The following is a 23,226-nucleotide window of genomic DNA, read 5'->3' on the forward strand; positions in this document are numbered from 1 at the left end:
CCTCTTCGCCGGGCATATGCTGTTGGCCCTTGTCGAGGATGCGCTGTGGAGGGCCATCGGCAATACGAACACGGCTTGCGGCAAAACGTGCTGACGCTGCCCATGTTCTGCGGTTTGGCGACAGCGAAGGCGACAGCGTATCCCCGACACATTCCATAGATGTCATCGCTGACCGGTTCCTGATTTCTCGGGCCGTCTTCGATCCCGCCTTCGAGCATATCGATAGGCCAGGCCTTATCGGCACTCGTGTCGCGGGCTTCAACATTCGCATTCAGCAAGACCGTCCAAAAATCATCCGCTCGGAGGTCTGAACATGACCGACCGGCAAAAAGAAGTTGAGGTGTACGATACTACCTCGAACCTCGGCGGCAGCCTCACCGTCTCCATCATCGAGGAAATCGATGAAATGACCGTCAAGGTGCGCGTCTGGTATGGACGCGCCACCATCAACGGCTGGGAAACGTGGCGGGAATGGGATGGCTCCATGTTCACCACGACACGCGACCGCCTCACGAAGAAGCGCATCATGCCGCTTTATTCAAAACGGCCCTAGATCGCGGGGCTGACAGAGAAGGGCCGGAACCGGCCCTTCTCGCAGGGTGACTCTGATCAGGAATTCTCCGCGCAACCTGCCAACGTGATCGGCTGGTTGAAGATGCCGTCCAAATTTGCCGGCTGGAGCCCGCGCCGGGGCATCGAACCCCGGCGCGGGCTTTTGCCGCGCAAAGCGTCAAACCGTCCGATCCATCGGGCCGGTTCATTCATCGGATCGCCGGCGGGCTCCACCTGTTGCCGGTCAGCCAACCATTCTTTGCCCGGAGTTATATTTCGACCCGTATCCGCGCAAGCGCTTCTGCCTCAGAAGGGCGAGAAAGAGTTCGACCGCCTCCTCCTCGCACTGAAAATGATGCGCCAGCTTCTGGCCTCCCGTGCCGATACGTCCCCAACGTCGGGTCAGGCAGGTATCCCCGAACAGCGTAGGCTCGATAGACATGGCATAGTAGCGGGCCATGTTTTTCGAAGCGTCTATTTTCTCAACGTAGAGGTGATAGGGCTGTGCAATCATGGAGGCAGGATCGCGCAGACGAGAGTCCGGGTCCAACGAGAGATGTGAATCGGTCGACGCCAATTGATTCATGTCGTTGATGGATGGTCGAATGGTCGGCGTTGCCAACCTTAGATCAATCGGCTGAATCAAGACGTAGATGGTCTCGCTTCTACGATCGCGACGCCCTCCGTCTTTTCCTGCCTTCTGTGCTTCGTCGGCGTCGAGCGAATGCGGTTGAAGATTGGCGGGAGAAACGGAACGTCCTGCCAGACCACGTCGATTTCGAAGAGGGTGTCGCTGTTGCGATTGCGCCAGCGCACCTCCTCCCGCGTGACGAAGGGTGGCGCGATTTCAGCGAGTGCTGCGAGCGGTGCGAGCGGTGCGAGCACAAGCACGCAGAAGAGACATACGGTTCTGACGAGAACGATGCCAAGTGGTGGGAGAATGTCTGCGCTGATGATCGCGCTGGCACTCAGAAAGGGCGCAGCTATGATGAACGCGACCCAGATCATCAATGGGCCGACAAGCGAATACCATGTCTTTCTCCAGTGCTTCATGTGCTTTGCTCACTCGTTATGGCTGGGATTGGCCGCGCGGGTTGTCGCTGGTCCGGGGATCGTTTGATGAAATCTATTCTGGCCGACGCAAGCCTTCATGTCGTCACGCCGGAACCAGATCGCGCGCCCGCATCTGAGCGGCGGATTGCCTGATGTGAAGACGATCTGTTCGTCGCCGCGCATGCGCAGGACCTCGTGCGGCATGATCAATGGCCGACGGCTGAGCTGCTTCGAGCGCGAGCGTGACGATCCCTTCATTCCCGTGGAGCGGTTTGTCTGGTCGACCTCGACCGTCGTGTCGCCGCAGCGCTTCGAGATGTAGTCGGCCGTGTCCGGGTCGTTGATCGCCGCGAACGAGATCCACGATGCGGATTCGAACCATTTGCTTGTCGCGTCACGGCCACCATAGGCTTCGCGCATCTGGCCGATCGACTGGAAGACCATGGTGAGCGTGATGCCATACTTCCTGCCGGCGTCGCGCGCCGTTTCGAGGATGCGCAGATAGCCGAGGCGGGCGACCTCGTCGAGCAGAAATAACGTCCTTCCCGCGACCTCGCCATTGCGATTATAGATGGCATTGAGCAGCGAGCCGATCACAACGCGCGCCAGCCCCGGATGTGCCTCCAGCACCTTGAGATCGAGCGCGATGAACAGGTCCGTGCCGCCTCCCGCGAGATCGTCGGTCGAGAAACTGTTGCCCGACACGAGCGCCGCATAGTTCGGGTAGGACAGCCAGTGCGTTTCCTTCACCGCGTTGGCGTAGACGCCGGAAAAGGTCTCCGGTGTCATGTTGACGAAGACGGCAACATTCTCCTTCACGAAATCAGACTCGGACTGCTCATAAATCCGTGTCAAGCGCTCGCGGAGCTTCGGCTCCGGCTCCGACAGATTTGACCGGACGCGGCGCAGCGTCTGGTCCTTCTCGTCCGTATGCCCGGACAGGCAGACGTCGGCGATCAGCGCCGTCAGGAGCTGCATGGCGGATACTCGGAAGAAGTCGTCGCGGGCCGACGCCGTGCGTGCATTGTCGGTCATGATCCAGGTCGCCACCGCGACGATATCCTCTTCCTTGGTGTTGCCGTGTCGGCCGATCCAGTCGAGCGCGTTGAAACCGATCGCGGGCGTGGCGGGATCGAGCACGATCACGTTTCGGCCGGCCTTGCGCCGATGATCGACGACCATCGGCGCGACCTCGCTCGACGGATCGAGCACCACGAGGCCGCCGCCCCACCTAAGGGCAGTCGGGATCGTCACCGAGGTCGTCTTGAAGCCACCGGAACCGGCGAAGACGATACCGTGCGACGAACCGAACGAGCCGTCGAAGCACAACAAGGGAGACCTGCCGCCGGCGCCCCAGCTCCGCGCGTCACCGGCGCGGAACGGCATCCCCGCTACGCTGTCCTTGTCGACGCGGTAACGTTCACCAATCACGATGCCGCCGGCATCGGGAAACAGCTTGACGGCGTCGGCCATCTTCATCCAGTCGGCCTCGCCGTGCACGGCCCGCTTCCCCGCGATCCGCCGCGGCGCTGCTTTCGCAAAGGCGGCGTTCCCCCTGGTCGCGACGCGCAGTGCGAAGATCCCGCTCAAGACGGCGGCGCATGCGCCGAGCATCGCCGACGGATCCGTATAGGCGAAAACCGACTGGCCTTGAGGCACCCGATCAGCAAGAGCAAAGAGCCGCCACCCTTCGCGTGCGATCGCCGCGATGCAGACGACGAAAGCACTAGCCAATACGCTCCAACCGGCTGCCTTGATGTTTGCCGCGCCCGCCGTCGCGAACAGGAAGATGACGCCGATCGCTGCGGCCGCGGTGTAGGGCAGGGCGAGGCCGATCCGGCCGAGCATCAGTTTCGCCTGGGGCGACGTTCCGAAACCCGAGAGCCAGGTTTCGATGCCGAACATTGCCAGCATGGCTGCGATCATGAATGCGGCTGGCAGGATTGTGAGAAGGAGCCTATTCACCGTCATGACCGAATGCCTCTGCGCCGATTGCGGTCAGGCGCGAGCGCTCGGCTTCGTCTCCGCGGATGCGCCCCGCGGCGTCGATCAGCAGGCCGAGCAACAGTGCCCGTTTCTCGTAGCGCAGCCCGGCCTTCACGATCAGGCCGCCGAGCTCGATTTTCTCGCGCGTGTCTTTCTTTCGCGCGTCGCTCGAATTGGTTTGCCGCATCCGCTCAAGCCTCGCCAGCGCCGCCCGCATCCTCGCCAGGCGCGACCGCCGTGGACGTGTCGCCGCCGGTCCTGCCGTCACCGGCATTCTTCTTCCCGGTCGCAACTTCCTTGCCTCCGCGAAACCGCCCGGCGATGTCCTCGAACGCTGCCTGAAGTGCGGCTTCCTCGATCTCGATTTCGCCGAGGCCGGCCTTCAGCGCGATCCTGCCAATGCGCTCGGCCTCGCGTGTCTCGGCTGCTTTGAGCTGATCCTGGAGCCTGGCGATTTCTTCCCTGATCTTCGACGACGGTTTCTTCATTTCGGTGGCACTCCTTTGTGGTTTTGGCGTTGCATGGGCGACGCCAAAACTCCTCCGGATGCCTAGCCAAGGAAATGTGCAGATTTGCACGTCGGCAAGGCCGACACTTTGGACCATCATCCCGGCCGTTCCGAAGGAGCGGTTCCAAGGGCGCAATTATACGTCGCTGACGCGACGCCTTGCGCTGAGGCCTGAACGGCCTGCCCAGCTCCCGACGAACGAGGTTCGAACCAGGAGACTCGCCGCGGTGGCCATCGCCCACTTCTCCGTCAGCATTGTCAGCCGCGGCGACGGCCGCAGTGCCGTGCTGTCGGCCGCCTACCGGCACTGCGCGAAGATGGAGTACGAGCGCGAGGCCCGCACCATCGACTACACGCGCAAACAGGGGCTCCTGCACGAGGAGTTTCTCCTACCGGCCGGTGCCCCGAAATGGGCGCGGATGCTGATAGCCGATCGCTCGATTGCCGGTGCTTCGGAAACCTTCTGGAACAAGATCGAGGCCTACGAGAAACGCTCTGATGCCCAGCTCGCCAAAGACCTGACCATTGCCCTGCCGCTGGAACTGACGCCCGAGCAGAACATCGCACTGGTGCGGGATTTCGTGGAGCGGCACATCCTGTCGAAGGGCATGGTCGCGGACTGGGTCTATCACGACAATCCAGGCAATCCCCACATCCACCTGATGACGACCCTGCGTCCGCTGACCGAGGACGGCTTCGGCGCGAAGAAGGTCGCGGTAACAGGCGAAGACGGACAGCCATTGCGAAACAAGGCGGGCAAGATCGTCTACGAGCTATGGGCCGGCGGGACGGATGACTTCAATGCCTTTCGTGACGCCTGGTTCGAGCGTCTCAACCATCACCTGGCGCTGAACGGGATCTCGCTGCGCGTCGATGGTCGATCTTACGAGAAGCAGGGCATCAATCTGGAGCCGACCATCCATCTCGGCGTCGGGGCAAAGGCGATCGAGCGGAAGGCGGAGAAGCAGGGCGTTCGGCCGGAGCTGGAACGGCTCGAGCTGAATGAGAAACGCCGCAGCGAGAATGCGCGTCGTATTCTTCGCAAGCCCGGGATTGTGGTCGACCTGATCACGCGGGAGAAGAGCGTCTTCGATGAACGCGATGTCGCGAAAGTTCTGCATCGTTATATCGATGACCCGGCTGTTTTCCAGCAGCTGATGTTAAGTATCATCCTGAATCCCAAAGTTCTCCGCCTCCAGCGCGACACGATCGACTTCGCCACCGGCGCGAAGGTGCCGGCGCGCTATTCGACACGGGAGATGATCCGGCTCGAAGCGACGATGGCGCGGCAGGCGATGTGGCTGTCGGGCCGTGAAACCCATGACGTCGATGACAAGGTGCTGGCGGCGACCTTCGCGCGACATGCGCGCCTGTCCGACGAGCAGAAGGCGGCGATCGAACGGATTGCCGGTTCCGCGCGGATAGCAGCCGTGGTCGGCCGCGCCGGCGCAGGCAAGACCACGATGATGAAGGCTGCGCGCGAGGCCTGGGAGCTCGCCGGATATCGCGTGGTCGGTGGCGCCCTTGCCGGCAAGGCGGCCGAGGGACTGGAGAAGGAGGCGGGCATCGTCTCCCGCACACTCGCTTCCTGGGAGCTGCGCTGGCAACAGGGCCGTGACACGCTCGACGCCAGGACCGTGTTTGTCATGGACGAGGCCGGCATGGTCGCCTCGAAACAGATGGCGGGCTTTGTCGATGGTGTTGTCCGGGCCGGCGCGAAGATCGTGCTGGTCGGCGATCCCGAGCAGCTTCAGCCGATCGAGGCGGGCGCTGCCTTCCGCGCCATCGTCGATCGTATCGGCTATGCCGAGCTCGAGACGATCTACCGCCAGCGCGAAGAGTGGATGCGGCATGCCTCGCTCGATCTCGCGCGCGGCAACATAGAACAGGGGTTGATGGCCTATCGCACCCGCGGTCATGTCGTTGGAGAAAAGCTGAAGTCGGAAGCCGTCGAAAGCCTCATCTCGGCTTGGAACCACGACTACGATCCCACGAAGTCGATGCTGATGCTGGCGCATCTGCGCCGCGACGTCCGCATGCTCAATGTCATGGCCCGCGAAAAGCTCGTCGAGCGCGGTATCGTCGGAGAGGGACACGTCTTCAGGACCGCCGACGGCATTCGCCAGTTCGACGCCGGCGATCAGATCGTTTTCCTGAAGAACGAGGGTTCGCTCGGCGTCAAGAACGGGATGATCGGCCGCGTGATCGAGGCCGCGCCCAGCCGCATCGTCGCGGTCGTGGGCGAGGGCGATCAGCGCCGGCAGGTGACGGTCGAGCAGCGGTTCTACAATGATGTCGATCACGGTTATGCCACCACGATCCACAAGAGCCAGGGCGCCACTGTCGACCGGGTGAAAGTGCTGGCTTCACTCTCTCTGGATCGCCACCTGACCTATGTCGCTATGACGCGCCATCGAGAGGACCTTCAGGTCTATTTCGGGCGCCGCTCCTTCGAAATGAACGGTGGGCTCACCAAGATCCTGTCCCGGCGAAACGCCAAGGAAACAACGCTCGACTATGAGCGCGGCACGCTCTACCGCGAGGCGCTTCGCTTCGCCGAAAACCGCGGTCTGCGCATCGGTGAGGCTGCGCGGACGCTGCTGCGCGACCGGCTCGACTGGACGCTGCGCCAGAAAAGCAAGCTCACCGATCTCACCAACCGCCTTCGCCAACTCGGTGAACGTTTCGGCCTGCGGCAATCCCCGCCAACCCAATCAGCTAAGGAGTCGAAACCCATGGTCGCCGGCATCACCCGGTTCGAGAATTCCGTTGCAGACACGGTTGAGCAAAAACTCGACGCCGATCTGGCGCTGAAGAAGCAATGGGAGGAGGTCTCGATCCGCTTCCGCTATGTCTTCGCTGATCCCGAGACGGCGTTTCGGGCGATGAACTTTGATGCCATGTTGGCCGACAGGGACGCGGCGCGACAGGTGCTTCAGAAGCTTGAGGCCGAGCCGACGTCGATCGGTCCGCTCAGGGGCAAGACCGGCATTCTTGCCAGCAAGACGGAGCGCGAGGCGCGACGCGTCGCCGAGATCAATGTGCCCGCCCTGAAGCGCGACCTCGAACGCTATCTCCACATGCGCGAAAGCGCCACACAGCGCATGGCGGCTGACGAACAGGCGCTGCGCCAGCGCGTCTCGATCGACATCCCGGCCCTGTCGCCTGATGCACGCGCGGTGCTCGAGCGCGTGCGCGATGCGATCGACCGCAACGATCTTCCCGCCGCCCTTGCATATGCGCTGAGCAACCGCGAGACGAAGCTGGAGATCGACGGGTTCAACAAGGCCGTCACCGAACGCTTCGGCGAACGCACCCTGCTGACCAATGCCGCACGTGAGCCATCGGGCAAACTCTTCGACAAGCTCTCCGAGGGAATGCAGCCACAGGAGAAGGAACGTCTCAAGGAAGCCTGGCCGGTCATGCGCACGGCCCAGCAGGTCGCCGCCCATGAGCGTACCACCGAGACCCTGCGGCAGGTCGAGGAACTGCGTCTCGCGCAACGCCAGACTCCGGTTGTGAAGCAATGAAGCGGCGCGGTGCGATCATGCTGTTGAGCACGTCAATGGTTGCTATCGCGGGCCTCATCACGGCTGCGGTCGTCGGTGGCTATCGGCTGAACCTGACGCCGAGCGAGCCGCTCGGGCTCTGGCGCATCGAGAAACTCAATCGTCCGGTCGAGGCAGGAGATCTCGTCTTCATCTGCTCGCCCCCGACCGCAAAGTTCGAGGAAGCGCGACTGCGAGGATATCTCCGACGGGGCTTGTGCGCCGGCGGGTTCGCGCCGCTGATCAAGACCGTCGCAGCGCTTCCCGGACAGCATGTCGAAGTTACCGACCACGTCGTGATCGAAGGCCGTTCCCTTGCCGCATCCGTCGTCCGGAAGACGGACGGAGAGGGCAGGACGATCACGCCATATCCTGGTGGCATCGTGCCATCAGGACATCTCTATCTCCACTCCTCTTTTGCGAGCTCCTATGACTCCCGATACTTCGGACCTGTCCCCGACAGCGGCCTTCTCGGCCTCGCCCGGCCGATCCTCACCTTCGATCCGTGATCGCATTTCTGATCGTTGGCGATTTGAGTTGCTCATCGTCGCATCCGTCGTCTGCGGCTCAGTCGGCTGGAGCGGCAACGTGCTCGCTCTTCCGGCCGCGATGCTCTTCCCGGCGCTTTGGGCGATGTCGCCATCGCGCACGGTCGCGGCCCTCGTGTCGGCGGGCTACTTCCTGGCCGCCTCGCGCGGCCTGCCGCAGGGTGTCGCGAACTTCTATTCAGCCGATCTTTGGCCGGGCTTCCTGCTCTGGTTCGCGGCCTCACTCTCCTTTGTCGCCGTGCATGCGGCTCTTTGGACAAGGCATCCGGGAAGGGGCCACTCGGGAATAGGACGACCGGTGCGTTATCTGGCGGCGGCGGTGCTGACGGGGCTGCCGCCCTTTGGGATCACGGGGTGGGCGCATCCGCTGACCGCAGCCGGCGTATTGTTTCCCGGATGGGGATGGTGGGGATTGCTCGCGACTGCAGCCGGCCTGCTCGTCATGGTGACGAGACTATGGCCGGCTGTGGCAATGGCCCTCTGCGGCTTCTGGCTGTGGTCCGCCGCATCGTGGACAGATCCGAACCTACCGGAAGCGTGGAGCGGCGGCGATCTTGAATACGGCCAGATGCTCGGTCGCGATGGGTCGCTCGAGTATCACAGTGACCTGATCGCAACTGTGCGCAAGGCGGCAGGCAAGGGAACCCGCGTCATCATCCTTCCCGAAAGCGCGCTCGGTTTCTGGACGCCGACGGTCGCTCGCCTTTGGCGGGAGGGACTGAATGGGCTGGATGTCACAGTCGTCGCCGGCGCCGCCATCATCGATGCGCAAGGCTACGACAACGTCATGGTGGCGGTTGGTTCCGGCGCAGCGGACATCCTCTACAAGGAGCGCATGCCGGTTCCGGTTTCCATGTGGCAGCCATGGCTTCGGCGGACGGGGCAGGGCGGCGGCGGTGCCCGCGCCCATCTGTTCGCCAATCCGGTCGTCGAGAGCGAGGGAACCCGGATCGCGCCGCTCATCTGCTACGAGCAGCTCATCCTCTGGCCGGTCCTGCAGTCGATGCTGCATTCCCCTGGCGTCATCGTCGCAACGGGTAACGGCTGGTGGACCGCTGGCACTTCGATCATTGCGATCCAGAAGGCGAGCGTGACCGCCTGGGCAAAGCTCTTCGACCTGCCCGTCGTAATGGCCTTCAACACATAACGGAGACAATCAGATGGTCGATGCCGCCCTCATCCAGCAATGCGCCGATCCGGGCTTGAAGCCCGCGATTGTCGAACAGTTCATTGAGCGGGCGGGGTCGCAGGATCCACTCGCTGTCACGATAAGATCCGGAAGCCGCATGGTGCTGGTGCCGAAGCCCACCACGTCCGACGAGGCGATGGAACTGATCCGCCAGCATGTCGGCCGCAATATCGTGCGTGTCGGCGTCACCCAATATCCGGCTGGTCTCGGCGTTATGGAGGCCGGTGCGCTGAAACCGGACCTGGTCGATCGTTGCGAAAATATCCGGATGGGCACAGCGCTCTTCGCCAAGGTCTATCGTATCGTTACCAAATGGTACGGCAATCCCACCGAGAGTGAAGTTCTTCCCGAGGTTCTCGACGATGCGATCATCGCCTGGCAGACGGGGTATTTCGAGGGAACGGCGGTGTTTCGGGCGGCAGACCCTGGCGAAGTGGAGGTGCCGGACCCTGAGAAGGACGAGCCTGCGAGCGATGCTGTCGAACAGTTAGTAGATGCTGCCGAGGAGGAAGTGAGCGATCCTGTCGATGACGAGGCGCGCGGCGACGATCCAAACAAGGCGGGCATTCGTGTCGATCTCTCAGGAATTGGAGCCGAATGACCTTGCTTTTGTGAAATTCACAGCGCGACCTGCGTGATCATGTGCATGTTTGCACTGGCGAATTCAGCCTCCGCCCTCTATAAGGGCGGATAGGGCAGTACGCGCTGCCCCGAGGTGTGGAAACCTCTATCTGGCGGTTGGTGCCGGCCGTTGCAGCACCAGAATCCTCTGACCGATTGGCCGGGGGCCTGTGACGTATGTCCAGGTGCTCCGGTGCTAAAGGTCGCAGGACTGTCCAGGTACAGTTTCCAACCCCCGGCTTGGGATCAGGGATTAACGTTTGCGGGGGCGCACCGCGGACAAGCCGGAGACTGGATCGAATGACATCGGACGCGCCGACATCGGAAGATAAACTCGAAATGCGTCCCGTGTACGGGCTGACGCAGGGTCTGCCCAAGGCTGATCTGGAGAGCCTGACAGTGGATGCTATTCGGACCCATCGACGCTTGGTCGATGAGGCCGACCGGCTCTTCCAGGCACTGCCTGAGAACTACAAATCGGGTAAGGCGACTGGCGGTGCTCAGCACCTCACTTACATCCAAGCCTGCATGGAGATGCACGCGCAGATGTATGTGGTGAACACGCTGGTCAACATCCTCGGCTATATCCCAAAAGTGTCGGTGAACTGAGGCTCAGATCAGCTTTCGGCGAATGGCGACTGCGGTCAGGTGGGTCAAGGTATGCACGTCGAATCGTTTCTTTGTTTCGGCGATCTTGACGCGTACGCTGTTGTACTTGACGCCCTCGAGGTCCGCCGCTTCCTCCATCGTCTTGCCGACAGCGATCCAGCTGAGATAGGCGGCCCCCTTGGGATCGAGACCAATCGGCTCTTCGACACTTGGGGTCGGATCAGCGAGATTGATGCGGGCATGAAGTTGCGCGACCGCGGATGCAGCTTCGACAGGGTCGATCTCGCGGTCCATGTCGATTGCCGGCTTCTCCGAGGCAAGCGTGAACATCGCTATGGAACCGTGTGCGGCCTTGATGGGCACCGTGATGCCGGAGCGAATTCCGAAATCGGCTGCATGCGCAAAGAACGAGCGTTCCGCTTTCGATAGCCGTGGGTTGTCCTGTTTACCGCTCCAGGTGAAGGCTCGTTTCAGAGACTTGGCGCGTCGAATGACGGGGTCGATCGCAAGATAGCCTCGCGCGAAATAGTCAGATTGCCACTCATGACGATAGTTGGAGATTGCGAGCGAGCGCCCTGGCTGGATGTTCAGATAGGCATAACCTCCAAAACCGATCTGTTCGGTAAAGGTTGCAAGCGCGTCCTTCAAGATGCTTTCGTCGCCAGGAATGGCGGCGAGATCGGTCAGCTTGTCCAGCCAGTGTCGCATTCGAAATTCCTTTTAGATCGTCAGGTGGAACAGATCATACGATCCCTTTATGCGTAGCCTAAAATGCAATCTAAAGTTGCATAATCCAGTTTATGGAACTAAGACTGCGGCTTAATGTTGCCGCGCTGTTGCGACCGTCCACTTTTTCGCAGGGAGATGCACTAACGCCTCCGCAGCCGGCTTTACCATACTGTTGATCGCCAGACCGGCACACAATCATTCTGCTATTTGCGCGCTGCCACGTCCGCACGTTCAATTAGCATTCGCCTCTGGTCGGCGAGTGCATGCACGGGTTGGAAGACTCAAGCGGAGGGGAAGGGATTCGACGCCCTTCCCTCCGCCAATTATGTATTCTTGTCCCATACGGGCGCAAGGCCATGGGGTGAAACGATACGGCCATTGGGACTGGAAACACCATGGATGGTAGCCATTTCCTCGGCAGGGCGACAATGTCCCTTAAAATCGGATCGGTGAACACCTTACCATCGGCCATGCCGTAGTAGCCGGTCACGGCCATGCCCGCGTTCTTAGCAGCCTCGATCACCGTCGACTGGTCGATATAGGGATGATATTCGATCTGATTGGTGACGATCGGCGCCTTGGAGAGTTCGGCTGCCTCTGCTATCAGCGCTGTGTTGAAGTTGGAAATGCCGATGTGTCGAACCTTGCCGGCTTCCTTCACCTCGTTCAGCGCGCCGATCTGCTCAGCAAGCGAAACCGCGTCATTCGGCCAGTGCAGCAGAAGCAGATCGGAAAAATCGATCTTTAGCTTCTTCAGGCTTTCATCGACGGACTTGATGAGGGCGTCATGTCCATAGTTCTCGATCCAGACCTTGGTGTTCAGGAAGATATGGCCGCGAGCGACGCCGGAATTGGCGATGGCTTCACCCACTTCCGCTTCATTGCCATAGATCTGAGCGGTATCTACATTGCGGAAACCGGCCTTCAGCGCATGCGGAACGATCCTGAGAACATCAGGACCAGGCATGCGGAAAGTGCCGAAGCCGAGGGCCGGAATGGTGGCGCCATTTGCGGTTACAGTGTGCATTGATTTTTCCCCGATTAATCCGCAGCGGTCTTCGCCGGGGAGGATTGGCGGTTGAGGACAGGCAGGACATCGCGCGACAATTCGTCGATCACCTCATCCAGCGGTCGTCGTGACGGCCGTAGCAGGAGTGCGAGATGATCGACGCCGCCATCTTCCAGCGCGTGCAGATGATCAATGAGGGCGTTGCGCCCGATCCGCGCCCCGAAACGGCGCGGTGTCGGTCGCTCGTCCGGATCGTCAGCAAGATCGAGATGGAAGGCGCTGACAAAGGCACCGCGCGGCAGGCCTAGGTTTTTGCGGGCAGCTGTCCAATCCTGGGCTTGGGCGGCAAGCCGCTCGAGCCCGTTCGGATAGACGAACCGCCCCTGCATGTTGGCTGCGATCCAATGCGGCGATTGGCGGCCCTGCCCGGCGATAATCATCGGGATCTGGGTCTGCTGCGGCTTCGGCAGTAGCTCGAGGCTCGGTTCAATCCGGCCGTCTCCGATCGGCAAACCACCGGTCTTCCAGGCATCGCGCAGATAGGCGACGGCACCACGAAACGCTTCGCCGCGGCCCTCGAAATCGAGACCGAGCAGCGGATATTCCACCGGCCGGTCGCCGGAGGCGACGCCGAGGATCAGTCGGCCGCCGGAAAGCTGATCGACGGAGGCTGCGGCCTTTGCGACCATCATCGGGTGGCGTAGCGGCAGGACGATGGCCGCCGTGCCGAGCGCCACGTTTTCGGTGATACCGGCGAGGTAGCCGAGATTGACGAAGGGATCATAGACCGAACCGGCATCGCCGAAATTATTCGGATCGAAAACCGGCACGTCGCGCATCCACACCGCGGCAAAACCGGTACGGTCGACCTGGCGGACGAGGTCGGGATAGCGGGTGAGATCGGGAACGCCGAAGGGACGGCCTTGCCGTGCGCGCTGTTCTTCCCGCTCCGATGACCAGTCATTGTCGAGCGGCAGTTCGATGCCAAGCGTCAGGCCACCTGCGGGTTTGCGAATGAGGTCAAGCGCGGAAGAATGGCCTGTGTTTGAAGGGGACATCAGAATTCTCCGGAATATAATCGGGTGGGTTCGGCCCGGCGCATATACGCCGGGCCTTCAGGCATTAGGCGGCCTTCAGCACGGGGGCTGCGCGGCGGTCGAGTGCGCCGCTCCAGATGGTCAGCAGCAGGGCGACGGCGACGAGGATGGCACCAACCCACGGGGTTGCTACGAGCCCCAGCGGCGATTCAACGACCAGACCGCCGAGCCATGCACCGATGGCAATGCCGAGGTTGAAGGCGGCGATGTTCAGCGCCGAGGCGACATCGACGGCACCCGGACGGTGTTCCTTAGCGAGTTGCACGACATAGAGCTGCAGGCCCGGGACGTTGGCAAAGGATAGGAAGCCGAGTGCCACCAGCGTGATGAGGGTCAGGGCCGGCGAGACGGCTGTGAGGGAAAAGACGAGCAACACGATGGCTTGCGCCAGGAAGAGACCGATCAATGCCTTGACCGGGTTGTGGTTGGCGATCTTGCCGCCGCCGATATTACCGGCTGCAATGGCGATGCCATAGAGCACGAGGATCAGGCTGACGCTGGATTCGGAGAAGCCGGTGACATCCTGAAGGATCGGCGCCAGGAAGGTGAAGGCGACGAAAGTGCCACCGTAACCGAGCGCCGTCATGGCAAAAACGATGAGCAGGCGGCCGGAACCGAGCACGCGGACCTGATCGAGAATGCTCGCCGGAGGGGCTTTTTTCAGCGTCTTCGGCAACAGGGTCGCAATGCCGGCAAGGGCGACGATGCCGAGAGCGGCCACGGCCCAGAAGGTCGCACGCCAGCCGAAGATCTGGCCGATATAGGTGCCGAGCGGTACGCCGGTGACGATGGCGACGGTCAACCCCATGAACATCATGGCGATGGCGGAGGCGCGACGGTTTTCCGGCACGAGATCGGCGGCAATGGTGGAGCCCACCGAGAAGAAGACACCGTGGGCGAAGGCCGCAAGGACGCGGGCGACGAGCAGAATCTCATAGCTCGGCGACAAGGCCGCGACGGTGTTGCCGACGATGAACAGGGCCATAAGGCCAAGCAGCAGCGGCTTTCTTTCAATCTTGCCGGTGAGCGCCGTCAGGATCGGCGCACCGAAGGTCACGCCGAGCGCGTAGACGCTGACGATGAGGCCGGCAAGCGGCAGGGTGATGTGAAGATCGCTCGCCACCGTGGGCAGAAGGCCGACAATGACGAATTCCGTTGTTCCGATCGCATAGGCCGCGATCGTCAAGGCGAAGATGGCTAGGGGCATGACAGGTTCCTCTCCACTCACCGCCCGGGTGAGGGTTGCAGGGACAGCGTCGCTGTCGGTTGGAATTGCTGTGATGCAATATTGTCGAAGAGGGCTTGTGTGATAATCGACACTACTGGATAAATAGCTTTGAATTTAATTCACAGGACAAGCACATGGATAATCGCACGGGTGAAATGGAAGTGTTTGTAAGCGCTGCGGAATTGCAGAGTTTTTCGGCAGCGGGGCGACGCCTGAAACTCTCACCATCAGCCGTCAGCAAGCTTGTCACCCGCATCGAGGACCGGCTCGGAACCCGCCTGTTCGTCCGTTCCACCCGCATGATGACCCTGACGCCGGAAGGGGAGGTCTATCTGGCACGGGCCCGGAGAATTCTGGCCGATATCGCCGAGACGGAGCAGATCGTGGCGAGCGGCGGCAAGGTGGTGCCGCGCGGACTGCTTCGCGTTAATTCGTCAGTAGGCTTTGGCGAGCGGCACCTGCTTCCGCTGATACCGGCTTTTCTTGAACTCTATCCTGAAGTTCGGCTCGACATCTCGCTGACAGACGGAATCATTGGCCTGATCGAGGAACGCACTGATATAGCAATTCGATCTGGAGCGATGGACGACTCGTCCTTGAAGGCGCGCAAGCTCCTAGAAAGCCGGCGAGTCATCGTCGGGTCCCCCGCCTATCTTGAAGCAAAGGGCATGCCGAAAACGCCACAAGATCTGGCCAGCCACAACTGTTTCAGCTTCAACTTCCGGCGCACGCTCAACGAATGGCCATTCCGGAACCCTGGCACATCAGACGTGTACCGAATTCATGTGGCGGGAAACACTGCGGTCAACAGCGGTATGATCATGCGCCAACTTTGCCTTGCCGGCAGTGGATTGGGCAGGGTGGGACAATTCCATGTACAACCGGATATCAAAGCCGGAAGATTGATCCCTTTACTCGAGGCTTTCAATCCTGAGGACCTTGAAGAAATTCATGCCGTCTTCGCTGGACATGAGCATCTTGCAGCGCGCATTCGCGCGTTCATCGACTTTCTGGCGCAAAATCTTAGTAAAAATGGAATGCCGAAGCTGCTCTCGTGAAACTTTGATCAATCGGCCTTTTTCCAGCAATGCGCCGCTACTGCGATATCATCGTGTTCATCTGCCGCGGGCAAGACTTACAACGCATGACCAGCCAATGGCCTTCCTGGGGCATCTCGATTATCTCCGCACATCATGCCAACCGCCTTCACAAGAAGAATAAAAATTTATATCACAAGATTTTAAATGAATGGAATTTATTCTCTCATGGAAAAATAGGAGGTAACCATGCGCATGACATTGAATGCCACGTTGATAGTGATGGGCTCTATCGTGGTCCTGGCTTCGGTCGGATCGCTCGGCGTCCAGGCAACCGCGATAGACCAGTTCAATGTCGGCGGCCCTGCCTATCAGGAGATTATTATGAAGAAGGACTTTGTCGCTGACGTCGCGCCACCGCCGATAAATCTCGTGCAGCCCTATGCGTTGGCACTTGAGTCGATGAGCTTTCATCGCACTAGTGAAAGAAACCTCGACAGGCTTGACCGGCTACATGCTGAGTACGAACGCAAGAAACAGATCTGGACGAACTCCACGCTTCCCGGTGAGATCCGCGAGACGCTCGCGAAAGACGTCTTTCCGAGCACCGACAAATTCTGGGATATTGTCGAAACTCAGCTGAAGCCGGCAATCAAAGACCGGGACAAGCCGGCCATCGCCATCGCCAGCCAGAACCTGCGCGACGGATTTGCCGAACATCAGGCCGTCATGGAATCCGCGATGAAACTGGCTAACACCGCCGTGCTTGCCGATCAATCCCACGCCCTTACTACCGCATCGACCCTGCAACTCATTGGGTCGATTGCGGCGCTTACCTCGATCGCCATTCTGGTCTTGGGCCTCGTCATGCTGCGAACTCGCGCCATCGGGCCGATCCTGCGCATGAGTGAAACGATGGATCATCTGACCGCCGGCCGGACGGATGTGGCGATTCCCTATCTTAACCGGCGAGATGAAGTTGGCACCATGGCGGCAGCCGTCGAGGTCTTCAAGGAAGCGGCAGCATCAAAGGCGCGCCTGGAAGCAGAAGCGACTCAGCTGCGGATCGAAGCGGACAAGGAGCGTCTGGCGATCCAGGCCGAGTCGGAAGCAGCGGCGGAACTCAGGCTGAAACAAGCAACAAGCGGACTTGCCGGCGGCCTGAACAGGCTCGCGTCCGGCGATCTGACGGTCGAGCTCGCCGACGCGTTTTCACCCGAATTCGAAGGGTTGCGGGCAGATTTCAACCAGGCCGCCCTTCAGCTCGGCACCCTGCTTGCCGACATTTCCTCCACCGCGGGTGTAATTGCCGGGGCGACGAAGGAAATCAATACCGATAGCGCCGACTTGTCCTCAAGGACGGAGCGACAGGCGGCGAGCCTCGAAGAGACCGCAGCCGCGCTTGAGGAAATCACCGGCAATGTCACCTCGGCTTCGGGACGGGCGGATGATGCCCGCAAGATTGCCGATATTGCCAACCGCAGCGCCGAGCGGTCGGAAGATGTCGTCAATCGCGCCATCGAGGCGATGAGCCGGATCGAGCAGTCCTCCGGCCAGATGTCGAAGATCGTCGGCGCGATCGATGAAATCGCATTCCAGACCAATCTTCTCGCCCTGAACGCCGGCGTCGAGGCCGCACGCGCCGGTGACGCGGGCAAGGGATTTGCCGTTGTTGCGCAGGAGGTCCGCGAACTCGCTCAGCGGACGGCAAAGGAAGCGCGCGACATCAAGCAACTGATCGCCAGCTCCAATGCCGAGGTGGAAAATGGCGTGCATTTCGTTCAGGAGGCTGGCCAGTCGCTGAACGAGATCGGCACGCATATCCGCGAAATCCACCAGCTCATCCAGGCAATCGCCACATCGGCGCGCGAGCAGGCCGTTGGCCTTGCAGAAGTCAACGCCGCCGTCAACATGATGGATCAGTTTACCCAGCAGAACGCCGTCATGGTGGTGCAGACGAATGGCGCCAGCGCCAGCCTCGCCGAGGAAGCCGATCGCTTAGCCCAATTGCTCGGCCGCTTCCGCTATCCGTCATATGCGGCCCAGTCTCAGCAGGACCGGACGGCACAAGTCCCCCCTCTTCGGGTCGTCAGTAGTCGGTAGCATTACAAAATTGACGAAACAAACTGTGCGATGAGGATGAGAGCAGAGAAAATAGAAGAGCGGGGAGCATCGGCCTCCCCCTCTTTGCGGTTTGGGTGAGTGCGCAACTTCCGGTGAGAAAACGGGTTCCCTCCGAAATACAGATGAGGCCTTTCGGCCCCATCCTTGTGTTCAGGAGATCATCGGCAGCAATTGGTCGATGCTCTTCTTGGCATCGCCGTAGAACATGCGGGTTTTGTCCTTGTAGAACAGCGGGTTCTCGATGCCAGAATAGCCGGTGCCCTGGCCGCGCTTGGACACGAACACCTGCTTGGCCTTCCAGACCTCGAGCACCGGCATGCCGGCGATCGGCGAGTTCGGATCCTCCTGGGCGGCCGGGTTGACGATGTCGTTGGAGCCGATGACGATGACGACGTCGGTACTCGGGAAGTCCTCGTTGATCTCGTCCATCTCCATGACGATGTCATAGGGCACCCTGGCTTCGGCAAGCAGCACGTTCATGTGGCCAGGCAGCCGACCGGCGACAGGGTGGATGGCAAAGCGCACAGTCTTGCCGGCGGCGCGCAGCTTGCGGGTCAGTTCCGAGACCGACTGCTGCGCCTGTGCCACCGCCATGCCGTAACCCGGCACGATGATGACACTGTCGGCATCGTTGAGGGCGGACGCCACGCCATCGGCATCGATGGCGATCTGCTCGCCCGAGATCTCCATCGCGGGTCCTGTCGTGCCGCCGAAGCCGCCGAGGATGACCGAGATGAAGGAGCGGTTCATCGCCTTGCACATGATGTAGGACAGGATCGCCCCCGAGGAGCCGACCAGCGCGCCGGTGACGATCAGGAGATCGTTGCCGAGCGTGAAGCCGATGGCGGCGGCGGCCCAACCGGAATAGCTATTCAGCATCGACACGACCACCGGCATGTCGGCGCCGCCGATGCCCATGATCAGGTGATAGCCGATGAAGAAGGCGAGCAGCGTCATGACGATCAGCGTCCACGCGCCGGCACCATTTGCATACATCAACAACAGCAACAGCGACAGGATGGCGGCAGCGGCGTTGAGGAAATGGCCGCCAGGCAGTTTCTTTGCCTTGCCATCGACCTTGCCGGCCAGCTTGCCGAAGGCGACGACCGAGCCGGTGAAGGTGACGGCGCCGATGAACACGCCGAGGAAGACCTCGACCTTCATGATGCCCAGTTCGACCGGGGTCTTGTGGGCGAGAATGCCGGCAAAGCCTGAGAGGGCCGAGCGCGCCGTCTCGTCCATGCCGGCAATGTTGGCCGCTTCGATATGGGCGTTGAAGCCGATGAAGACGGCTGCCAGGCCGACGAAGGAATGCAGCGCTGCGACAAGCTGCGGCATCTCGGTCATCTGCACGCGGGAAGCGACATAGGCGCCGAGCACCGAGCCGCCGGCGATCATCAACAGGATGATGAACCAGTTGCCGACACCCGGTCCGGAGATTGTGGCGACGACGGCGAGTGCCATGCCGACAATGCCGTACCAGACGGCGCGCTTGGCGCTTTCCTGGCCGGACAGGCCGCCGAGCGAGAGGATGAAGAGGACAGCAGCCGAGATATAGGCGGCCGAAACAATACCGATGGTCATGATGGTGGCCTCTGGCTCAGGACTTCTGGAACATGGCGAGCATGCGGCGCGTCACGAGGAAGCCGCCGACAATGTTGATCGTGGCGACCAGCACCGAAAGGGCCGAGAGTGTCACCACCAGCCAGTGGCTTGAGCCGACCTGCAGCAGCGCCCCGAGGATGACGATGCCGGAGACGGCGTTCGTCACCGCCATCAACGGCGTGTGCAGCGAATGGCTGACATTCCAGATCACCTGGAAGCCGACGAAGCAGGCGAGCACGAAAACCACGAAATGGCTCATGAAGCTTGCCGGCGCCACCGCACCCACCACCAGCAGCAGCGCGGTTGCCACGAACAGCAGGATGCCTTGGCTCTTCGTCTGCGCCTTGAAGGCGGCAACTTCGGCTGCTCGCTTCTCCTCCGGCGTCAGCTCCTTCACCTTCTCCTTGGGCTTCTGCGCCGCGATCGCCTGGATTTTTGGCGGCGGCGGCGGATAGGTGATGTCTCCCCGGTGGGTAACGGTCGCCCCCCGGATGACATCGTCGTCCATGTTGTGAACGAGGACACCATCCTTGCCCGGCGTCAGATCGCTCAGCATGTGGCGGATATTGGTCGCATAGAGCGTTGAAGCCTGCGCGGCCATCCGGCTCGGGAAGTCGGTATAGCCGACGATGGTGACGCCGTTCGGCGAAACGACCTTCTGGTCAGGCACTGTGAGGTCGCAATTGCCGCCGCGTTCAGCCGCGAGGTCGACCACGACCGAACCGGGCTTCATCAATGCCACCATGTCTTCGAGCCAGAGTTTCGGCGCCTCACGGCCGGGGATCAGCGCCGTGGTGATGACGATGTCGATCTGGGGTGCGAGTTCGCGGAACTTGGCCAGTTGCTTCTCGCGGAACTCAGGCGAGGACGGCGCGGCATAACCGCCGGTCGCGGCGCCATCCTGCTGGCCTGCCCCCTGACCATCGGCGAAATCGAGATAGACGAATTCTGCGCCCATGCTCTCGATCTGCTCGGCGACTTCAGGCCGCACATCGAAGGCGTAGGTGATAGCGCCGAGCGAGGTTGCAGTTCCGATCGCGGCCAGACCCGCGACACCCGCACCGATCACCAGCACCTTGGCCGGCGGCACCTTGCCAGCCGCCGTCACCTGGCCGGTGAAAAAGCGACCGAAATTGCCGCCCGCCTCGATTACCGCGCGATAGCCGGCAATATTGGCCATCGACGACAGGGCGTCCATCTTCTGGGCGCGCGAGATGCGTGGCACCATGTCCATGGCGATCACGTTCGAGCCGGTCGCCTTCGCGGCCTCCAGAAGCTCCTTGTTCTGCGCCGGATAAAAGAACGAGATCAGCGTCTTGCCGGGCGACAGCAGCGCCACCTCGGACGGTTCCGGCGGACGCACCTTGACGATCACATCCGCCCCGGCCCAAACCGACGCCGCAGACGGCGCAATCTCCACACCAGCAGCCCGATACGCGTCATCCGAAAAGCCGGCAGCCAACCCGGCGCCAGTTTCGATCACGCAACCAAACCCAAGCTTCTGCAATGCCTGAGCACTCTCCGGCGTCATCGAAACACGCGATTCACCAGGAAATACCTCCCGCGGTGTCGATATCTTCATGTCAAACCCTTCCTCCACCGGCGTGAACCGGTTCATCCTGTTCTGAAATTTCGAATTGCCGGCGTCAGCCGGCCGGCCTGTTTCTGTACGTGCCCAGCCTGCGGAGCCTGAACCCGCACCAACCGAGGAGCGGCAAAAAGGCAAGGCCGAGCGCGAGACCGCTGTTGCGCGGCTGAACCACCACGATGTCGCGGGTGAAAGCAGATGCAGAGCTAGTCTGCGTTGAGACCTGACCGGAGACAATATCTCCGTCGGAGGGGACTGTCACGGCAAAGGCGGTCAAATCCTCCTTCTCGCCCGACTTGACGGAACGGACCCGATAACCGAACCCCGACCCCGCCGCCTGTTCGACCTTGAACCGCGCAAGCGACGCCTGGGCCTTGGCACCGCCGAAATGCACATCGACCACGTCAATGTCTGCGGGTTTGCGCCGAACCACGATATCGCGGCCTTGCACGACATCCGTCTGCGGCGAGACGACGGACAGGTAGTCCTGCTCCTGAAAACGATCTGCCGCCGCAAGCGTCAGGTAAAAGGTCGAGCCCGGCCTGACGAATATGCGCTCGCCAGGATGATCGCTCTGGATTGGGCGCGTCCAGCGCTCCTCCGGAACGACGTCTGCAACAACCACGCCCCGGCCGTTCATGTCGATAACATCGAGCGTCCGCGCGGTTCCCTCGATTGGCCGTTCCTCCGTATATAACGCCATGTCGTAGCGGCCAGCGGGGACAGAAAGCCGATAGGCCCGGACAGGCGCCGTCACAAGCCTGAGGCTTGGCGTCGGCAAGGCTTCGGGAGGCGAGATAACTTCAGCGGGTGCGCCCTTGATCCGGGCAGTGCCGGCCTTGACGAGCCTCTTTTCGAAAGCGGTCTGGCGGGCCAGTGCCTCGGAATAGCGACGATTGAACGATCGCTCATCATCTTGATAGGTCCTGTAAGCAGCCAAGGCGGAATCGCCCCATAACAATCGCCCGTGGCCGTTAACGGCGCCCTGCGGATAGAGGATCACATAGGGTGACGGGTGGATGACCGCGATGTCCTTGCCGTCCTTGCTGATCTTCAGGACGCCATCGATATCCTGCCGTTTCGCTTCGAAATCGACATAGACCTGCCGCGAGAGCGGCCAGTAATACTCCTTGGTGCCGACAAAGGAGAGCGCACTGTCTTCACCGGCGATCAGGTGGAGCGAAGACGACCGCGAGGGCAGGAACATTTCCTGGAAGGCAAAGCCCTCCCAGACACGTCCGGTTACAACAATTGCATCCCGGCGCTCGGGCTCGATTGCCACGGCGCTGCCAGCCGTCATCGCGGCAAGGAAAAGGGCCAGAAGAACGGACCTCATGCGCTGGCTCCCTTCAGGCGCGCCGTGAACCGGGCAGCGACCAGCAGGATTATCGTCAGCCCGAATGAGGATGCGATCTGCGCAAGAGCCGGTGTCGTGTGTTCGAAGGCGCTTTGAACAAGCAGGCCAACGCCGGCAACGGGAGAAAGCACATGAACAAGTGGTGCGGTGCTTTCCAGCCCGGCGCGCAGATAGAGCGCAAACAGGCTCATTTCATCGGCGGTCATACCGCGCAACAGGCCGAGCATGGCCTCATAACCGGTCATCACCGATACCAGCGACAGATAGGCGACGACCGCGCCACGCACGGAACCGGCCCAGGCAGACACCAGAAGCCCCAACCCCATCACCGGGAGGACGAAAATGACGGATGCTCCAAGCGAGACGAATGCCGGGAGGTGGATCACGCCAGCACCGAGTGGCTGGGCGAGCAGCAGATAGCTGCAATAGAGCGTTATCAGTCCGACAAGCACGATCACTTCGACCAGATATTTCGACAGGATGATCGCGGACCAGGAAACCGGCCCGACCAGAAGTACCTCCAGCGTGCCGTGTTCCCGCTCCCAGCTCAGACCTCCGGCGAGGCGCAGCCCCAGGACAAGACCGAGAAAGATGACGACGGCAACGTTCAATCCAGCGAGGGGATCGGCAGCCACGATGACGGATTCGGTCTGGAAGGTGTTCTGGAAGCCGGATCCATAGGCATAAGCCATCAATGCGATGATGGTGGCCACCAGCCAGAACCAGATCGCGTGGAATTTTACCGCCGTCTCCCGCCTGACCAGGAGCACGGTCTGCCGTATGAAACCCGGGGGTTTAAGGTCCAATCCGACAAAGACGGGGCGAACATGTTCCATGG

At 61.2% G+C, this 23,226-nt stretch carries 20 protein-coding genes and 1 pseudogene; 8 read left to right on the plus strand and 13 right to left on the minus strand.

Annotated features, from left to right (window positions below; translation table 11 throughout):
* Nucleotides 1-313 precede the first annotated feature (313 nt).
* Nucleotides 314-553 (plus strand): hypothetical protein, encoded by a 240-nt coding sequence (locus EV665_RS26955; RefSeq protein ID WP_133036457.1) that lies wholly within the window; start codon nt 314-316, stop codon nt 551-553.
* Between the two features lie 243 nt (nt 554-796).
* Here EV665_RS26955 and EV665_RS26960 read toward each other — a convergent pair whose 3' ends face one another.
* From EV665_RS26960 to traC, 5 genes are read right to left on the minus strand one after another with little or no spacing between them, the layout of a single operon-like run.
* The gene (locus EV665_RS26960) at nt 797-1,174 is read right to left on the minus strand and encodes a WGR domain-containing protein (RefSeq protein WP_371731760.1); all 378 of its coding nucleotides are present in this window, start codon (nt 1,172-1,174) and stop codon (nt 797-799) included.
* Nucleotides 1,175-1,194: 20 nt separating this feature from the next.
* A complete protein-coding gene (locus EV665_RS26965; protein ID WP_133036458.1) occupies nt 1,195-1,605 on the minus strand; it encodes a hypothetical protein in 411 nt (136 codons plus the stop codon).
* 9 nt (nt 1,606-1,614) lie between these two features.
* Entirely contained in the window at nt 1,615-3,576 is a 1,962-nt protein-coding gene (gene traG, locus EV665_RS26970) for a Ti-type conjugative transfer system protein TraG (protein WP_133036459.1), read from the minus strand.
* Nucleotides 3,563-3,778: a type IV conjugative transfer system coupling protein TraD gene (gene traD / locus EV665_RS26975; RefSeq protein ID WP_085421446.1), complete on the minus strand. Its 216-nt coding sequence runs from the start codon at nt 3,776-3,778 to the stop codon at nt 3,563-3,565. Before traD ends, traG begins: the two co-directional genes overlap by 14 nt.
* A 4-nt stretch (nt 3,779-3,782) precedes the next feature.
* The gene (gene traC, locus EV665_RS26980) at nt 3,783-4,079 is read right to left on the minus strand and encodes a conjugal transfer protein TraC (RefSeq protein WP_085421445.1); all 297 of its coding nucleotides are present in this window, start codon (nt 4,077-4,079) and stop codon (nt 3,783-3,785) included.
* Nucleotides 4,080-4,326: 247 nt separating this feature from the next.
* Between traC and traA the strand changes: the two genes are divergently transcribed.
* The 5 genes from traA to EV665_RS27005 all read left to right on the plus strand — a co-directional run bounded on the left by traA (nt 4,327) and on the right by EV665_RS27005 (nt 10,614).
* The gene (gene traA / locus EV665_RS26985) at nt 4,327-7,629 is read left to right on the plus strand and encodes a Ti-type conjugative transfer relaxase TraA (RefSeq protein WP_133036461.1); all 3,303 of its coding nucleotides are present in this window, start codon (nt 4,327-4,329) and stop codon (nt 7,627-7,629) included.
* Between the two features lie 35 nt (nt 7,630-7,664).
* A complete protein-coding gene (gene traF / locus EV665_RS26990; protein ID WP_245507846.1) occupies nt 7,665-8,156 on the plus strand; it encodes a conjugative transfer signal peptidase TraF in 492 nt (163 codons plus the stop codon).
* A gap of 28 nt (nt 8,157-8,184) precedes the next feature.
* Entirely contained in the window at nt 8,185-9,342 is a 1,158-nt protein-coding gene (locus EV665_RS26995) for a conjugal transfer protein TraB (RefSeq protein WP_245507847.1), read from the plus strand.
* A gap of 13 nt (nt 9,343-9,355) precedes the next feature.
* Nucleotides 9,356-9,985: a TraH family protein gene (locus EV665_RS27000; RefSeq protein WP_085421441.1), complete on the plus strand. Its 630-nt coding sequence runs from the start codon at nt 9,356-9,358 to the stop codon at nt 9,983-9,985.
* 320 nt (nt 9,986-10,305) lie between these two features.
* Complete coding sequence (locus tag EV665_RS27005) at nt 10,306-10,614, plus strand: transcriptional repressor TraM (RefSeq protein WP_133036464.1); 309 nt, start codon at nt 10,306-10,308, stop codon at nt 10,612-10,614.
* 3 nt (nt 10,615-10,617) lie between these two features.
* Here the strand turns inward: EV665_RS27005 and traR are convergent, their stop codons facing one another.
* The 4 genes and pseudogenes from traR to EV665_RS27025 form a co-directional block, all read right to left on the minus strand.
* Entirely contained in the window at nt 10,618-11,322 is a 705-nt protein-coding gene (gene traR, locus EV665_RS27010) for an autoinducer-binding transcriptional regulator TraR (RefSeq protein ID WP_133036465.1), read from the minus strand.
* A 344-nt stretch (nt 11,323-11,666) separates the two neighbouring features.
* Nucleotides 11,667-12,370 (minus strand): annotated as a pseudogene (locus tag EV665_RS27015) (aldo/keto reductase).
* A 14-nt stretch (nt 12,371-12,384) separates the two neighbouring features.
* A complete protein-coding gene (locus EV665_RS27020; RefSeq protein ID WP_133036466.1) occupies nt 12,385-13,410 on the minus strand; it encodes an LLM class oxidoreductase in 1,026 nt (341 codons plus the stop codon).
* Between the two features lie 64 nt (nt 13,411-13,474).
* Nucleotides 13,475-14,656 (minus strand): MFS transporter, encoded by a 1,182-nt coding sequence (locus EV665_RS27025; RefSeq protein ID WP_133036467.1) that lies wholly within the window; start codon nt 14,654-14,656, stop codon nt 13,475-13,477.
* 155 nt (nt 14,657-14,811) lie between these two features.
* On the opposite strand from EV665_RS27025, the gene EV665_RS27030 reads away from it, so the two are divergent.
* Both EV665_RS27030 and EV665_RS27035 read left to right on the plus strand, forming a co-directional pair.
* Entirely contained in the window at nt 14,812-15,735 is a 924-nt protein-coding gene (locus EV665_RS27030; RefSeq protein ID WP_133036468.1) for a LysR family transcriptional regulator, read from the plus strand.
* A 228-nt stretch (nt 15,736-15,963) separates the two neighbouring features.
* Nucleotides 15,964-17,817: a methyl-accepting chemotaxis protein gene (locus EV665_RS27035; protein WP_133036469.1), complete on the plus strand. Its 1,854-nt coding sequence runs from the start codon at nt 15,964-15,966 to the stop codon at nt 17,815-17,817.
* Between the two features lie 171 nt (nt 17,818-17,988).
* Here the strand turns inward: EV665_RS27035 and EV665_RS27040 are convergent, their stop codons facing one another.
* The 4 genes from EV665_RS27040 to EV665_RS27055 form a co-directional block, all read right to left on the minus strand.
* Complete coding sequence (locus EV665_RS27040) at nt 17,989-19,422, minus strand: NAD(P)(+) transhydrogenase (Re/Si-specific) subunit beta (RefSeq protein ID WP_133036470.1); 1,434 nt, start codon at nt 19,420-19,422, stop codon at nt 17,989-17,991.
* Nucleotides 19,423-19,438: 16 nt separating this feature from the next.
* A complete protein-coding gene (locus EV665_RS27045) occupies nt 19,439-21,025 on the minus strand; it encodes a Re/Si-specific NAD(P)(+) transhydrogenase subunit alpha (protein WP_133036471.1) in 1,587 nt (528 codons plus the stop codon).
* Between the two features lie 64 nt (nt 21,026-21,089).
* Nucleotides 21,090-22,367 carry a hypothetical protein gene (locus EV665_RS27050; RefSeq protein ID WP_133036472.1) on the minus strand — a complete coding sequence of 426 codons (1,278 nt, stop codon included), beginning with the start codon at nt 22,365-22,367 and terminating at the stop codon, nt 21,090-21,092.
* On the minus strand, nt 22,364-23,224 hold the full coding sequence (locus EV665_RS27055; protein WP_133036473.1) for an ABC transporter permease subunit: 861 nt from the start codon (nt 23,222-23,224) through the stop codon (nt 22,364-22,366). The genes EV665_RS27050 and EV665_RS27055 overlap by 4 nt, the downstream gene beginning before the upstream one ends.
* Nucleotides 23,225-23,226 lie beyond the last annotated feature (2 nt).

It is taken from the genome of Shinella granuli, assembly GCF_004341885.1.
GTDB classification, from domain to species: Bacteria; Pseudomonadota; Alphaproteobacteria; order Rhizobiales; family Rhizobiaceae; genus Shinella; species Shinella granuli.

Coding starts and splice junctions, on each gene's coding strand:
- EV665_RS26955 (WP_133036457.1), top strand. CDS start 314: ATGACCGACCGGCAAAAAGAAGTTGAGGTGTACGATACTACCTCGAAC.
- EV665_RS26965 (WP_133036458.1), bottom strand. CDS start 1,605: ATGAAGCACTGGAGAAAGACATGGTATTCGCTTGTCGGCCCATTGATG.
- traG (WP_133036459.1), bottom strand. CDS start 3,576: ATGACGGTGAATAGGCTCCTTCTCACAATCCTGCCAGCCGCATTCATG.
- traD (WP_085421446.1), bottom strand. CDS start 3,778: ATGCGGCAAACCAATTCGAGCGACGCGCGAAAGAAAGACACGCGCGAG.
- traC (WP_085421445.1), bottom strand. CDS start 4,079: ATGAAGAAACCGTCGTCGAAGATCAGGGAAGAAATCGCCAGGCTCCAG.
- traF (WP_245507846.1), top strand. CDS start 7,665: ATGGTTGCTATCGCGGGCCTCATCACGGCTGCGGTCGTCGGTGGCTAT.
- EV665_RS27000 (WP_085421441.1), top strand. CDS start 9,356: ATGGTCGATGCCGCCCTCATCCAGCAATGCGCCGATCCGGGCTTGAAG.
- EV665_RS27005 (WP_133036464.1), top strand. CDS start 10,306: ATGACATCGGACGCGCCGACATCGGAAGATAAACTCGAAATGCGTCCC.
- traR (WP_133036465.1), bottom strand. CDS start 11,322: ATGCGACACTGGCTGGACAAGCTGACCGATCTCGCCGCCATTCCTGGC.
- EV665_RS27020 (WP_133036466.1), bottom strand. CDS start 13,410: ATGTCCCCTTCAAACACAGGCCATTCTTCCGCGCTTGACCTCATTCGC.
- EV665_RS27025 (WP_133036467.1), bottom strand. CDS start 14,656: ATGCCCCTAGCCATCTTCGCCTTGACGATCGCGGCCTATGCGATCGGA.
- EV665_RS27030 (WP_133036468.1), top strand. CDS start 14,812: ATGGATAATCGCACGGGTGAAATGGAAGTGTTTGTAAGCGCTGCGGAA.
- EV665_RS27035 (WP_133036469.1), top strand. CDS start 15,964: ATGCGCATGACATTGAATGCCACGTTGATAGTGATGGGCTCTATCGTG.
- EV665_RS27040 (WP_133036470.1), bottom strand. CDS start 19,422: ATGACCATCGGTATTGTTTCGGCCGCCTATATCTCGGCTGCTGTCCTC.
- EV665_RS27045 (WP_133036471.1), bottom strand. CDS start 21,025: ATGAAGATATCGACACCGCGGGAGGTATTTCCTGGTGAATCGCGTGTT.
- EV665_RS27050 (WP_133036472.1), bottom strand. CDS start 22,367: ATGAGGTCCGTTCTTCTGGCCCTTTTCCTTGCCGCGATGACGGCTGGC.
- EV665_RS27055 (WP_133036473.1), bottom strand. CDS start 23,224: ATGGAACATGTTCGCCCCGTCTTTGTCGGATTGGACCTTAAACCCCCG.